A 13,475-nucleotide genomic window follows, 5' to 3' on the forward strand; every position below is an offset into this window, starting at 1 on the left:
GGAGGGGCGGCGTGGGCGTGGGCGGCGGTGTGGGAGTCGGCGTGGGCACGCATGCGGGCGCCCACCCGCATGCCCATCCGGTCACGGGCATCCGGGACCCCCGTGACCGGCCTGACCTCGATGCCCTCCGCGCCGTCACCCGGCGCCTGATCGGCCTGGACTCCGCCGGGGGCGGGGCCGCCGCCGTTCCCCTCGTACGGGCGGTCGTGCGCGAGGTGCCCGAGGCGACCGCGGCCCCCGCCTCCCTCGCGGGCGCGGGCAGCGACCGGCTCGCCGTGCTCGCGGAGCTGTGCGAGGTGATCGGGTGGATCCTCTTCGACGCCGGGCACCACGGGGCCGCCCACCGGATGAACGCCCGCGCGCTCGCCCTCGCCGAACTGTGCGGCGACCGCTGGACGGCCCGCCTCACACTGCTCAACGACAGCATGCTCCTGGCCCACACCGGGCGTCCCCTGGCCGCCCTCGCGGCCGCCGCCCGGGCCCGGGGCCCCCGCCCGCTGCCGCCGCGCGTCGCCGCCCTCGTGCTGATCCGCGAGGCGCACGCGACGGCGATGCGGGGTGCCCGGCGCGAGCCCGCGGACCTCATGGCCCGGGCCGACAGCCTCTTCCTGGACGGCGTCTCGCGGTACGACCCGGCGTGGGCCTGGTGGCTGGACGAGCGGGAACTGACCGGCCACCGGGGCTGGGTCGCCGCCCGCGTGCGGGACTTCGACCGCGCCGTCCCGCTGCTGCGCCGCGCCGGCACCGCGCCCGGCGACCCGTCCTACCGGCACCTGTTCACGGCCCACCTCCTGGCCGCCCTGACCGGCGCCGGGGCGTGGACCGACGCGGAACAGCTCGTCGCGGACCTCGCCCCGCGCGCCGCGGCCATCGGCTCGGCGCGCACCACCGAGAGCCTGCGGGGCACCGCGCGCCGCCTCCTGCACGGCCCCGACCGCGCCCCGGGGTACGTGCGGGACGCGGCGGTGTTCCTCCTGGAGTCACTCCCGCCGACTCCTGCTGGCTAGGCCCGAGGCCAGTCGAGGGCTGCCCTCACACCGAAAACCTCATCCGCCACAGGCCTTTCGGACACCGGCGATTCGGCCAACCTCGACCGGCGCCCGTTCCCCGTGGCGCAAGGGTCCGTGGACCACGCACGCGACGCTCCTCGCTCCATCCCGCGGATTCGCACCCGTCTCAAAGACGTGTGTTCGATATCGCCGCTCGTGTCGTTGACCGGGGTGACGCCGCCAGGTCCCCAACGACCGTGCAAGAGGAGATCAGTTGACCTCAGCAGATACGCGCGACCAGCAGCCCGCTCCCCCTCCGCCGCCCCCTGCCGAGATCAGCTACTCGGGGCAGTACTCCGTGAACCCGCTCGGTGAGGTGTCCTTCCGGAAGCTGTGCGCGCAGCTCCCCAACGTCCTTCGCCGCATCGCCAGGATGTCGTGGAACGTCGACCGCAAGGCCGTGCTGCTCCTCCTGATCTGCCAGTTGTCCACCGGCCTCGCCGCCGCGGTCCTGCTGACCGCGACCGCCCGTGCCATGGGGCCGATCCTGAGCGGCGGGACCGTCCCGGACCGGCTTCATCAGGCGCTGCCCGCGCTCCTGGTCGTGGCGGGCGCCGGCTCCCTCGCCCGGGTCGCGGGCGCTCTGGCCGCGTACGCCGAGCGCCGGATCACGCCCAAGCTGACGACGGAGACGGACACCGCGCTGGTGGAGGCCGTCTGTCGGGTCGAGGCCGCGGCCTACGCCGTCGACGGGTTCGCCGACCGCCAAGAGGCCGCCGAGATGGGGGTGATGCGCACGCGCGTGATGGTCGACGACGCCCAGCGCTTGATGTCCGCCCTGGTCCGCATGGTCACGGCGAGCGGCGTGCTCTCGGTGCTGAACCCGCTGATGCTGCCCCTGCTGCTGCTCGCGGTGCTCCCGGCCGGTGCGGGCGCGGTCCTCAGTGCCCGTGTGGACTATCGGATCCACTACGCGAACATCGCCGATCGCAATGTGCGCGGCATGATGCGGTGGTGGACGACGACCCCCAAATACGGGGACGAAGTCCGTGCCAACGGCATGACCGACTACCTGCTCTTCTGGTACCGGTCGCTGTCGGACCGCTGCGACCGACGCACCCTGTCCGCCGCACCGCAAACGCTCCGGATCACCCTCCTCTCCTCCCTCGTGAGCGGTCTGTTCCTCGTCGCGACCTGGGCCGCCCTCGCCTGGCTCGCGCTGACGGGAAGGATCGCGCTCGCCGTCGCGGCCACCGCCGTGGTCGCCGTCCAGACGACGCTGGCCGCCCTCTCGCAGGTCGTCGTCAACGGCGCCGCCGTGTTCCACACCAGCCTCTACCTCAGCGACATGCAGGCGTTCTTCGACGACGCCGCCGCCCGCGCGCCCAAGCGAGGTGACCTCACCGTGCACGACCCCGTGGACGAGATCCGGTTGGACGAAGTCGTCTACCAGTACCCCGGCAGGGGCAAGCCCGCCGTCGACGGCGTCTCCCTGACCCTGCGCCGCGGGGAGATCCTCGCCGTCGTCGGAGTCAACGGCTCCGGCAAGTCCACGCTCACCCGTCTGATCACCGGCATCTACCTCGCCGACAAAGGGCGGGTGACGTGGAACGGAACGGACCTCTCCCAGGTCGCGCCCGCCGGTGTCTGGGACCGCACCGGGCTGGTTCCGCAGATCTTCGCGCAGTGGCCGCTGCGGGCCCGCGAGAACGTCACGCTGGGCCAGCCGCGCAGCTTCGACGACCAGCCGGTGTGGGAGGCGGTCGACGCGGTCGGGATGCGGGAGGCGATCGAGGAACTGCCGAGCGGCCTGGACACGCTCCTCGCCCGGGAGGTGTTCGGCGGAGCCGAGCTGTCGGGAGGCCAATGGCAGCGGCTGGCCTGCTCCCGGGCCCTGTACCGCCGTCCGTCGCTGCTGATCCTGGACGAGCCCACGTCCCAGATGGACCCGCGGGGCGAGCACGGAATCTTCGAGGAGATCAAGGCGATCGCGGCCGACCGCATCACGATCGTGGTCACGCACCGGCTGGAGAACACCAAGGTCGCCGACCACATCGTGCTCATGGAAGAGGGCCGCATCAGCGAACAGGGCCGCTACGACGACCTGGTCAACGCGGGCGGCACCTTCGCCGAACTCCTGGCGCTCACCCAGGACCGATAGCCGCCGGGTGCCCCTCGGCGTGGCCGACGTGCGGCACACCCCGGGAAAGGCCCCGCGTCCCCCGGCGCGGGGCCTTTCAGGTGAAACGTGCGCTTAACGCCTTGTCGTAGCGATCGAAGCCACCCCCCACCCCCGCACAGTTGACGCGTCCTCAGGTCCCCTCGCGGTCGGAAGTGCTGTGGTCCCCATCGCCCATCGGTACCGTCGCGCGCTCGTCGCCGCGGTGGCCGTCCTCGTCGCCGCCCTCGCCGCGCTCGCCCTCGTGCCCCACGACAGCGAGGCCCGCGCCGACCCCCGGATGAGCGTCCGGCTCGACCCGGGCACGTCGCCGGTGCCCGCGGGCGACCACGTGACGTACAACGGGTTCATCCAGTGCTCGATCCCCGGCGACTGCCAGTCGGTGACCGTGACCTTCACACCCCCGCCCGGCGCCTCCGGCAAGGGCGTGGTGTCGCAGCCCTACCCGCCGGGCGTCACCGGCGTGACCGCGAACGACGACGGCACCGTGACCGTCACGTACAGCTCCATCGCCAGCGGGCAGAGCTCCCAGCTCACCGTCAGCTGGCCCACCGAGGACTACTGGACGCCGCCCGGCGACCAGAGAGCGGGGATGTCGGCGACCGCCACCAACGGCGACGGCACCCCCAGCACCGACGACGCCGTCGTCGAGGTGACCGCCGAGCCGAACCCGGCGATCCGCAAGGAGGGCCCCTCCCGCGCCCGGCCCGGCGAGACCATCACGTACAAGGTCACCGCCACCAACGACCCCCGCAACTCCAACCGCCCGCGCGGCAACCTCGCCCTGGAGAACGCCGTCCTCACCGACGTGCTCCCCGAAGGCGTCGACCTCGTCGACGCCACCCCCGCGGGCTACACCTACGACGCGGCGACCCGCACCGTCACCTGGCCGGTCGACACCGAACCCGACCGGCCCGGCGACCAGTTGGCGCAGGTGAAGAGCTACCCCTACGGCGTCGTGCACGAGATCCGCGTGAAGGTGCGCGACGGCGTCGCCGACGGCACCACCCTCACCGACACCGCGTCCGTCACCGGCGACCCGTACGGGCCGGAGACCGGGAAGATCACCAAGACCGACACGGCCGACACCGTCGTCGGCTCCGGCGGCGGCGAGGTGTCCGGCACCCTCGACAAGTCCGTCGACCCGCCGCTCGCCGCCGACGGCCAGCGCGTCTCGTACGTACTGCGCTTCGCGAACACCGGCACCGACGCCGCCGACGCCCGCCTCAGCGACGCCCTGCCCACCGGGTTCGACCCCCAGGTCCTCAGCCTGTCCACCCCGTCCGGCGGCGCCTACGGCGGCGACTGGTCGGTGGTCGTGACCAGGCGCGACGGCAGCACCGAGACCCTCACACCGTCCGGACAGAGCATCGACCTGCGCGGCTCGGGCGACCTCGTCTCCGTACGCGTGGACGTGCCGCGCCTGCCCGCGGGCACCAACCTCGTCGTGCAGATCTCCGGCCGCGCCGACGGCTCCGAGATCCCCGGCGGCAGCGGCGACGTCGACAACTGCGCCCGCCTCGGCCTCACCGGCAGCAGCGGCACCGCCGAAGAGGACTCCTGCACCAGCTTCCACATCGAACCCGAGGTCTCCCAGCCCGAGCTCTCCAAGTCCACCGAGCCCGCCCCCGTCGGCCCCGGCGGCGGCCACACCTGGACCGTGACCCTCACCAACGACCGCTACCGCACCGGCTCCTCACCGCTGCGCCCCCGCTTCGTGGACCTCGTGCCCCGCCAGCTCTCCTACGTGAAGGGCTCCTGGACCCTCGCGGACGACCAGCCCGACCACTGCCCCGCGGGTGACCGCTTCACCGAGACGGTCACCGAAGGACCCGGGATCCCCGACGGCCGCACCCGCGTCGAGCTGACCGCCGAACCCGGCGCCGAGATCCCCGCCGACGACTCCTCCTGCGTCTACACCTTCCGCACGACCGTCGAGCCCGGCGTCGCCAGCGGCACCTACGGCGGCTCCCCGGGCGACGCCGACTACGCGGGCAACCGCGCGGGCCTCTACGACGCCGAGCGGCCCATCAACACCCGCACCACCGACCGCCACGACATCGACGGCGACGGGAACACCGGCGAGAACGTCGCCGAGGCCACCGACGACTTCGCGATCGCCGAGTCCTCCGCGCTGTTCGTCACCAAGGAGGTCAAGGGCGACAAGGACGAGGCGTTCAAGGGCTCGGCGGAGGTCCCCGGCAAGGAGGACGAGGTCGGGCAGTCGACGATCGGCGGCACCGTCGAGTACCGCACCGTCCTCGGCAACATGGGCAACACCGCCCTCACCAACGTCGTCGCCTACGACCTGCTGCCCGCCCCCGGCACCTCCGGCGTCACCAGCGGCCGCTACGGCGACGACGTCACCAGCGAGTGGCGCCCACGGCTCACCGGCCCGATCGACACGGGCTCCGCCCCCGTGACCATCACCTACTCGGACAAGGCCGACCCGTGCCGCCCCGAGATGGACAACACCCCGGACAACAGCGCCCCCTTCCAGTGCGAAGGACGGCCCGACCCGTCCTTCGTCCCCGCGGGCCAGGTCACCGACTGGAACCGGATCCGCTCCGTCCGCTTCGACTTCGGCGACCACGTCTTCTCGGCCGGAGAGCGCTATACGCTCCGCTGGACCATGGACGTGCCCGAACGCGGCCCCGACGGCGACCCCTTCGAGGGCGGCGAGCGCACCTGGAACAAGGTCGCCATCGCCGGCGACCGCCGCCAGCCCGACGGCACGACGCGCCGACTGCTGGCGACGGAGGCCCCGTGGGTGGTAGCCGAAATCCACCCGACCCCGTCCCCCTCACCGTCCCCGTCCGACTCCCCGTCGCCGTCCCCGTCCCCGTCCGACTCCCCGTCACCGTCGCCCTCCCCGTCCGACTCCCCATCGCCCTCACCGTCGGATTCGCCGTCACCGTCCCCCTCACCGTCGGACTCCCCGTCCCCATCGCCGTCTCCGTCGGACTCCCCCTCACCGTCTCCATCGGACTCGCCCTCCCCGTCCCCCTCGGACTCGCCCTCCCCCTCCGACTCCCCGTCCCCGTCCGACTCCCCCTCCCCCTCGGACTCGCCGACCCCCTCACCGTCGGAGTCGACCCCGACGCCGCCGCTGCCGGACACCGGGGCAGGGGGCATGTGGATGGCTTCGGGAATCGCTGCGGCGCTGCTCGCGGCAGGGACGTTGCTCGCGGCGATCGCGCACAGGCGGCGAGAGGTACGCGACCACCTGTGAGGTGAGCCCTCACCGGGCGCCGGGCCCACCCCTCCCCGAACCAAGGGGGCGGGTGGGCGGGGCCGCCCCCGGGAGCAGAGGCAGACATTGGAACGGGAAGGCAACACAAATAGGTCTACAACTCCACGGGACTGTACGACGGTTCGCTCGCCAAGCTATTGGCTGCCGACGGTGGGGGGTGAGGCCCCGCTGATCCTGACGGCGATCTCACTCAGATGTCGAAGCCACCGCACCCAAGGACGAAGCGGTCCTCCGGGTCGTCATCATCGTCGTCGGGCAGGACGAAGAGCGGGACGTCGTTTGTGAGGTCCTCCGCTGTCATGAGGACGCTGGTGTAGACGAAGCCGGAACCCGCGAGCCTGATCTTCTGAGGGATGAAGATTCCGCCAGTAGCGACGATCACGGGTCGACCGTCCCTGTACTCGATCGCCAGTGTGGCAACAGCTTCAGGCTTGACCTGGCCAGCCGGGACGACCGGGGGCTCGGTGACATCAGGGGTGTACTGGGGCGCGTCCGGCCGCTTGTCTTGTGGAGTGGGTTCGGACATGGTCGCCTCCTTCCCGGGCTCGCGCTCTGCCGGCCTGTCCGGAGCGTCGCAGGGCGCTGCGTCACTGGACAGACAGCCTCAGCGGAACGGCCAGGAATCGACGAAGTGGCTCGGAAGTGGTGGCCCACAAGGGGCTTTAGTAGGTGTGACTGCCTAACCCCCAGAAGGCGACCCGCGCCCTTGGGTGAGCCCTTGGGCTCCGACGCTCGGGGCTGAGGAGGCGGCACAGGCTTTCAGGGTGAACACAAGTCATTCGGGAGTCGACCCAGCACCTTGAATGCCGTCCGTGCGCCGTTTTCGCGTGCGTATCCAATCGTGCCGCCAAACCTCCTCAGGTGCCGGCTCCACGGTGTCCTCCAGCTTGATGATGTCACGCTTCGCCTCCCATATGCTCCCGCCCACGGCCGAAGCCGGCCAGAGGCCCAAGATGCCGCCGACCAACAGGAGTCCGAGGATCGCGCCCCCATCTCCGCGAGCCACTCCCGACACACCTCCCGTCACTCCCGCTGTGCACCCCATGATTGCCGCATAGATGATCACGCGTATGAGCAGGAGCGGCCGGTCCTCACGGAACCGTCGCTTGAATTCGGAGCGGATGACGTAACCAACGCGGAAGTCCTCGCCGCATTCTTCGCAAGTGAGCACAGCGGCACGGCGAAAGTGGCTGTCCTGGGGCGTGTCCTGGGGCGTGTCCTGGAGCGGCGCCACCGCTGCCAACTTGAGCTTGCGTTTCTGCGTTCCGCGGGGGGTCCCAACAAACTGGAGATGCACCAACTGAACGTTTTGGGTACCAAAGCATGAACCCGCCATCCGACCCAGTACAGCCGAGCCACCCCATACTGTCACCGGTCGAATCAGGTCACGGCGGATCGGTCACTCCTCCCCATTCACGCACCCACGCACCCACGCACCCACGCACCCACGCACCCATCGAGACGGTAATCGCCCGTACCCCGTACGCGACCCCCGGGTGCAAGGTCACGGCCTGTGGTGCTCGCGCGCGAGGTTGGTTCCGCCCTCGCCGTCCGCCGAGCCCGGAACGGCTCGCAGTCCCCCCAAGTGCGGAGGTGTTCCGCTTGGCATCGGCGTCCAGCGCCGGTGGGCGACGCGATGCCGGCGCGCCGAGATGCTCGGGTCCACATCCCTGTGGACGGTCACGCAATTCCCCAGGTGCTCGTGGTAGGAACGTTGTGAGTCGCGGGTCAGTCCCACCAGAGCACGACGTACAGATGGCGCCTGGCTGCGTCGAGGTAGAAGTCACGCAAGGCGTTGAAGTGCTCCAACAGGTACGCCCTCAGACCTCCGGTGATGGTGCCCACCTGGCCGATCAAGGATGCGGCGTCACACTCGTCGGCTGGCAGGGCGGCAAGAAGGCCGGACATGTCGATCTGGATGAGTAGCTCGGAAACACGCGCCACTTGAGAGGCGTCCAGGCCGGTGGGGGCGCCCCAGAAGGGTGCTATGGCGTGCGGGTGAGTGTTAAAGAAGCCGAGGTCCAGTGCAGTGTCGCCGTCGGTAGCCAGGTGCAGAGCATCGAGATGGGCCTCTTCGAGTCCGGCCACCTCACCGAGACGTTTCAGCAGGGCCGGTGCCCAGTCCAGGTCCAGCACGTCGTACGCCGGTGGATACCAGTGGGGATCACCGTCCGGCGACGCGGCGGCGGACTGACGGCAGGCGGCGAGATATCCCTCGGGGATGCGGGCGAGCTGCTGAGTAACGGCCATGACGGCAGTATCCGTGCCGGCAGGCTTGGAGCCGCCCACGGTCACCGTCCCCATGGGACTCGTGACCGCCAGGGGTGGGAGATTACGTCACGTTCGACAGCTTGCGCGTCACGTGATTCCCCAGGCAAAGACGTTGTCCAGCAACGGAGATCGTCAAGCTGCCCGAGGGGCGAGCAGGCGTCGCAGTGCCGTCGGTGTGCGGTCCAGGTACTGGCGCAGGGTCCTGCACAGGTGTGCCTGGTCGGCGAAGCCGAGATCTGCGGCGAGGACGCCAAGGCTGCTCTCTCCGCCCTCCAGCCGGTCCAGGGCCCGGCCGATGCGGACGCGGTTGCGGTAGCGGGTCACTGACACGCCAAGTTCGCGGGTGAAGGCCCGGCTCAAGCGGTACGGCGAGACCCCGAGCAACTCTGCCAGCGGAAGCAGTCCGTCCGCGGCCGGGTGGCCATCGTTGATCGCCTGACGGGCTGCCGCGACGAGAGCCGCTTCGGTTCTGGGGGCTTTGGCGCCGAGCGGTGTGGGCCCGGAGACGCTGTGGCCGACGGTGGTGGCCAGCAGGCCGAGCAGCTCTTCTGTCAGTGAGTAATCGATGTCCCCCGTCCGGGCGGTCGCGAGGAGCCGGCGGTGGGCGAGGTCGAGGCGGGCGTCGACGTAAACGCTCTGCGTGGCCAGGCGCGTGACATCGCCAGCCATGACCTGCCACAGCGCCGGCGTGAGGCTGATCGAGGTGCAGTCGTCGCCTCCAGCGGGATGGGCGAAGTGCTCTTCCTCGCCCGGCACTCCGACGTAGGCCATCGTCGGGTCGATATCGGCGTGGGCTCCGGCTGCGCGCCTGCGGAACCGGCCGCGGCGCACGAGCACCACCCGGTAGTCGTCACGTACTTCGGCCTCCGACCAGCGCGCGGGGTCGTCCTGGCACGTCACAGCGGTGATGCTGAAGTCGGGCCGGGTAGCGAGAGCGGTAGCTGTGAGCACCCTTGAACGCTACGGCGAGGGTCTGACAGTCGGCCCGCGCAAGGATGTTCAAGACGGGGCCAATTGCTGCGAGCAGGCTTGTGGACGTGCCCCGCCCCGCCGTCCGGCCCGTGCACCGGGTTGCGTCGTCGGCACGGCGCGGTCACGTCACATCTCACCAGCAGCTGCACGAAGGAGCCATTGGCATGCCCGCACTCGCGGAGTTCACCGCGGTCGTCATCGACTGCGCGGATCCGGCGATGCTCGCCGCGTTCTACCAGAAAGCCACCGGATGGGAGATCACCCACAGCGACCAGCACTTCGCCTCGCTGGGCGACGGCGGTTCGATGCAGATCGCCTTCCAGCGGATCGAGGGATACCAGGCGCCGGGCTGGCCCGACGCCCGCAAGCACGCGCACCTCGACCTCACTGTCACCGACCTGGAGAGCGCCGCCAAGGAGCTGCTCGCCCTGGGGGCAGCGAAGCCCGAGTTCCAGCCCGGTGAGGGCAAGTGGGTGGTGCTCACCGATCCCGAGGGGCACCCGTTCTGCCTCACCACCGGCGACTGACAATCCGGCAGACAAGAGAGACGCACATGGCTCACATCCACAAGGAATTCCTGGTCGACAGCACCCCTGACAAGGTCTGGGCGGCGGTCCGCGACGTCGGCGAGGTGCACCGGCGCCTGGTACCCGGTTTCGTCACGGACACCCGCCTTGAGGTGGATACCAGGGTCGTGACCTTCGTGAACGGCGTCGTGGTGCACGAGCTCCTCGTCGACATCGACGACGAAGCCCGACGGGTCGCTTATGCGGTGGTCGGCGGGTCACTGGCCCCCAAGCACCACCACGCGTCGATGCAGGTCTTCGCCGAAGGCGAGGAACGCAGTCGGTTCGTCTGGATCACCGATGTGACACCGGACGACCTCGCGGGCCCCATCGCCGAGATGGTCGACCAGGGAGCAGGCGTGATCAAGCAGACGCTGGAGACCCCGGCCACGCCGGACGACTGACCGAGCGGACTGGAAGTGCGACGCGGCTCCGGCAAGGGCCTGGTCCCGACGGAGCCGCGTCCGGAATCCCCTTGGAGAAGCTCGTGAACTTCTCCAAGGGGAATATCGCGACCGTCCACAGGTCACAAAAGACCGGCGCACGCGCTCCACCCCCCACGGCCATCCCGGCAAACAGCACATCCTCAACCGTCTTGCTCGACACGGCAGGAAACACGCGACAGCTCATCGGTTTCGCCGGGGTCCGGGGTGTGCCCCAACGGCCTCGGTTCGCGCAGCGCCGCCTCGATCCTCTCGCTGCTGCGCAGGACGACCGTGTCCTCATCGGTACCGACGGGCCAGACCTGCAGCAGGTAGTCCTCGACCGGATCGCCCCGGACTACGGTCGGAGCATCAGCGCGGCCGCGGGCATGGACCCGCACCCGGTAGGCGCCGCTTCCGGCTGTACTCAGCACCGGCAGCTCAGGGAACCCGCTGTCCTCCAGTGAGTGCGCCCGGAGTCGGCCGGTGGGTGCCTGCACCGTGACTTCGATGATCTCGTCCCAGCTGCCCTGATCGTCGACAGCGGGCGGCGGCTGGGAGCTGAAGGCTGTCCGCACGCGGACAGGACCGAAAGCGACGCCGGTGGCGATGAGCGCACCGGCGGTCATCACAGCCACCAAACCGTTGGACCAGTCCGCGGTGTGGCCGGGCAGCTCTCCGTCATCGAGGATCCCGAACAGACTGTCAATGGCCTCCACCGTACTCATCTTCGTCACCTCCCGGGCGGGCACCGAGCTCACGCGGCCTCGAAGTGGATGACGTACTCCTCCAGACCGGTGATCGGGCAGACCTCCCCCTACAGGCGCTCAAACGCCTCCCGCGCCGTACCCCTTGCCCTTCACCCACACCCGCACACGGTATTCGCGGTCCACATCCAGCAGTTGAGCACACAGCACAGGCTCAGGCCCGCCGACCGTGGAAACCACGAGATCACCGCTGAAACTGACGAACGGCCAGGCCCCAACTCGACGAACTCATGCCCAAGTATTGGGAGTTCACTGCCACGACACCGGGTCGCCCCCCACGTCGTGTGACGGGGCGCTGCTGTTGACCACCACAGTGCCGTCCCCGACCGTGACAGCGCCTCCGAAGTCGATCTCCAGCTCCCAGCAGGCAGGCCGCGCGGCCTTCGACGGCCGGACGCATCAGCCGCAGGCGGTCAAGCAGTCCGCTTCGCCGGTTCCTGCGCGGCCGACGAGGCCGGTTCCACCGCCGCCGAATGGATCCTCGGCACAGGCTTGCTGGGGTGGAACCCGGGATAGGTTCCACCCCAGCGTCTCAGTCCGTCGACTGAAAGGTGAATGACCATGGTCCGCCCCGGATGGACGATGGAGCAGCAGGCCGGGGTCCGCTTCTACACCAGGCTCACGAACATCTTCGCCCTGCTGCTCGTCACCCTCTTCACAGCCCTCACGCTCGCCTCGGGACGACACCGGGGATGGGCAGCCGTCGCGGTCGTCGTCCTTCTCTGGGCAGGCTTCACCCTCTACATGAAGCGCACGAAGAAGGGGCAGCCGTAGTCGGAGGCCTTATGGCTTCCCGCTGGAGCAGGTCGAGTTGGTGGCATGCCCGTCTACGAGCGCGATGGATGCGCTGTGAAGACCCAGGGGGGCGCCCAGCGTCAGTCTGGTCGAAGACACAAGTGACGACTGGCTCGGCCGACTTCATCACCCGACACGCACCGCCCGATCAGTCGTCGTAGAAGCCTTCGCGCGTCACGATTCCGTACGTCCAGTCGTCCGTGTCCTCTTGCAGGGTGAGAGACAGACTGCCTTTCACTCCCTTGAAGCGGATCGTGACGTCGACGTACTTCTTGGGACTGACGAGGAAGTTCGCGACCATGGGCTTCTGTGCGGCGTCACCCCACTTCGTCACCCATGCGTCAGCTGTCTCTTTGGCGTGCTCGTTGTCGTACGACAGCTTCGCGAGGCCGTCGGCGTCGTGCCGCTGGATGCGGACGAGCGCCTTCTCGACGAGGGCCAGGGTCTTGGGGACCGGCTGCCCCGTCACCGACAGGTCGAGGTCGGCCGTGCCGTCCTTGACGTACGGCGGGGTGTGATCCTTCGCGGTGCAGGCGCTCAGGAGCAGCGCCGCCGCGGCCAGCGAGCCCGCGATGCGTGTTGCCCTCACTTGCGCCTCCCCGGCCTGATGATGCTGACTGCGGTGATCTTCTTGGGCTTGAGCCACTGGTTGAGGGTGGTGTGGTTCTTGCTGCCGTGCTGGGTGATGTTCAGGTTGCCACGCTTGCCGCCGGTGACGACGCCGGCGTGGTTCCACTTCCGGTCCTTCTGGTAGAACGCGAAGCTCACGTCACCCGGCCGGGCGTCGTAGCGAGAGATCTCGCGGCCGCCCCGGCGGTTCTTCAAGTGCTGGCGGAGGTTGGTCGCGGCGGCCCACGTGAAGCTCTCGAAGGCGAGCAGTCCGGACAGCGCGAGACAGGTACTCAGCACCGCCGCCCTCCGGAAAGAGCGCCTCGGCGGGCTCTCTGACACGGGCCCCCTCCCAGTTAGAGAAAGCATCAAGAAGGGGTAAACGTATCGATGCATTCCGGGATGACAGGGGGCCATTAGTCCCAAAACGGGTGAGGCGAAGGTCCGCAATGTCCATGGTCAGCGCCATGCTCGACCGCGTTCACCTGCCGGATGCGCGGCGGCCCTCACACCCGGCTGTCGCCGACCCAGTTGCGCCAGGGACCGTCGAGCAGGACAAGGTCCGGGGCGGCCTCACGCAAGGTCCGCAACAGGCCGACCAGGGCATGCGGCAGGTCGAGTTCGGCAGAGTACGGAACCAACGTGACTTCTG

General features: G+C 69.7%; 13 protein-coding genes. 6 read left to right on the forward strand and 7 right to left on the reverse strand.

Translation table 11 applies throughout. The annotated features are described in order from the left end of the window. Window positions 1-41: 41 nt before the first annotated feature. The 3 genes from ACFVHO_RS23355 to ACFVHO_RS23365 all read left to right on the forward strand — a co-directional run bounded on the left by ACFVHO_RS23355 (window position 42) and on the right by ACFVHO_RS23365 (window position 6,400). Complete coding sequence (locus tag ACFVHO_RS23355; protein WP_385717783.1) at window positions 42-1,007, forward strand: DNA-binding protein; 966 nt, start codon at window positions 42-44, stop codon at window positions 1,005-1,007. Between the two features lie 256 nt (window positions 1,008-1,263). Further along, complete coding sequence (locus ACFVHO_RS23360) at window positions 1,264-3,150, forward strand: ATP-binding cassette domain-containing protein (RefSeq protein WP_385717786.1); 1,887 nt, start codon at window positions 1,264-1,266, stop codon at window positions 3,148-3,150. Between the two features lie 178 nt (window positions 3,151-3,328). After that, window positions 3,329-6,400, forward strand: coding sequence for a hypothetical protein (locus ACFVHO_RS23365; RefSeq protein WP_385717789.1), 3,072 nt, complete (start codon window positions 3,329-3,331; stop codon window positions 6,398-6,400). A gap of 211 nt (window positions 6,401-6,611) precedes the next feature. Here the strand turns inward: ACFVHO_RS23365 and ACFVHO_RS23370 are convergent, their stop codons facing one another. From ACFVHO_RS23370 to ACFVHO_RS23380, 3 genes are all read right to left on the reverse strand, one after another. Beyond that, a complete protein-coding gene (locus ACFVHO_RS23370) occupies window positions 6,612-6,947 on the reverse strand; it encodes a hypothetical protein (protein ID WP_385717791.1) in 336 nt (111 codons plus the stop codon). A 1,202-nt stretch (window positions 6,948-8,149) separates the two neighbouring features. Continuing rightward, the gene (locus ACFVHO_RS23375) at window positions 8,150-8,671 is read right to left on the reverse strand and encodes a DUF1877 family protein (RefSeq protein ID WP_385717794.1); all 522 of its coding nucleotides are present in this window, start codon (window positions 8,669-8,671) and stop codon (window positions 8,150-8,152) included. Between the two features lie 153 nt (window positions 8,672-8,824). Then, window positions 8,825-9,643: a helix-turn-helix transcriptional regulator gene (locus ACFVHO_RS23380; protein WP_385717797.1), complete on the reverse strand. Its 819-nt coding sequence runs from the start codon at window positions 9,641-9,643 to the stop codon at window positions 8,825-8,827. A gap of 185 nt (window positions 9,644-9,828) precedes the next feature. Here ACFVHO_RS23380 and ACFVHO_RS23385 point away from each other — a divergent pair, with 185 nt between their 5' ends. Together ACFVHO_RS23385 and ACFVHO_RS23390 are read left to right on the forward strand one after the other, a co-directional pair. Continuing rightward, window positions 9,829-10,191, forward strand: a complete 363-nt coding sequence (locus ACFVHO_RS23385; RefSeq protein WP_385717798.1) for a VOC family protein — start codon at window positions 9,829-9,831, stop codon at window positions 10,189-10,191. Window positions 10,192-10,217: 26 nt separating this feature from the next. Next, entirely contained in the window at window positions 10,218-10,634 is a 417-nt protein-coding gene (locus ACFVHO_RS23390; RefSeq protein ID WP_385717800.1) for an SRPBCC family protein, read from the forward strand. A 182-nt stretch (window positions 10,635-10,816) separates the two neighbouring features. Here ACFVHO_RS23390 and ACFVHO_RS23395 read toward each other — a convergent pair whose 3' ends face one another. Beyond that, window positions 10,817-11,380 carry a hypothetical protein gene (locus tag ACFVHO_RS23395; protein ID WP_385717803.1) on the reverse strand — a complete coding sequence of 188 codons (564 nt, stop codon included), beginning with the start codon at window positions 11,378-11,380 and terminating at the stop codon, window positions 10,817-10,819. A 600-nt stretch (window positions 11,381-11,980) separates the two neighbouring features. On the opposite strand from ACFVHO_RS23395, the gene ACFVHO_RS23400 reads away from it, so the two are divergent. After that, window positions 11,981-12,193 (forward strand): hypothetical protein, encoded by a 213-nt coding sequence (locus ACFVHO_RS23400; protein ID WP_385717805.1) that lies wholly within the window; start codon window positions 11,981-11,983, stop codon window positions 12,191-12,193. Between the two features lie 169 nt (window positions 12,194-12,362). Here ACFVHO_RS23400 and ACFVHO_RS23405 read toward each other — a convergent pair whose 3' ends face one another. From ACFVHO_RS23405 to ACFVHO_RS23415, 3 genes are all read right to left on the reverse strand, one after another. Next, window positions 12,363-12,803, reverse strand: coding sequence for a hypothetical protein (locus tag ACFVHO_RS23405; protein ID WP_385717807.1), 441 nt, complete (start codon window positions 12,801-12,803; stop codon window positions 12,363-12,365). Further along, window positions 12,800-13,123 (reverse strand): hypothetical protein, encoded by a 324-nt coding sequence (locus ACFVHO_RS23410; RefSeq protein ID WP_385717810.1) that lies wholly within the window; start codon window positions 13,121-13,123, stop codon window positions 12,800-12,802. Before ACFVHO_RS23410 ends, ACFVHO_RS23405 begins: the two co-directional genes overlap by 4 nt. 206 nt (window positions 13,124-13,329) lie before the next feature. Further along, a complete protein-coding gene (locus ACFVHO_RS23415) occupies window positions 13,330-13,464 on the reverse strand; it encodes a hypothetical protein (protein WP_385717813.1) in 135 nt (44 codons plus the stop codon). Window positions 13,465-13,475 lie beyond the last annotated feature (11 nt).

Origin of the sequence: Streptomyces sp. NPDC127108 (genome assembly GCF_042677545.1) — a bacterium.
In the GTDB taxonomy this organism is placed as follows: domain Bacteria; phylum Actinomycetota; class Actinomycetes; order Streptomycetales; family Streptomycetaceae; genus Streptomyces.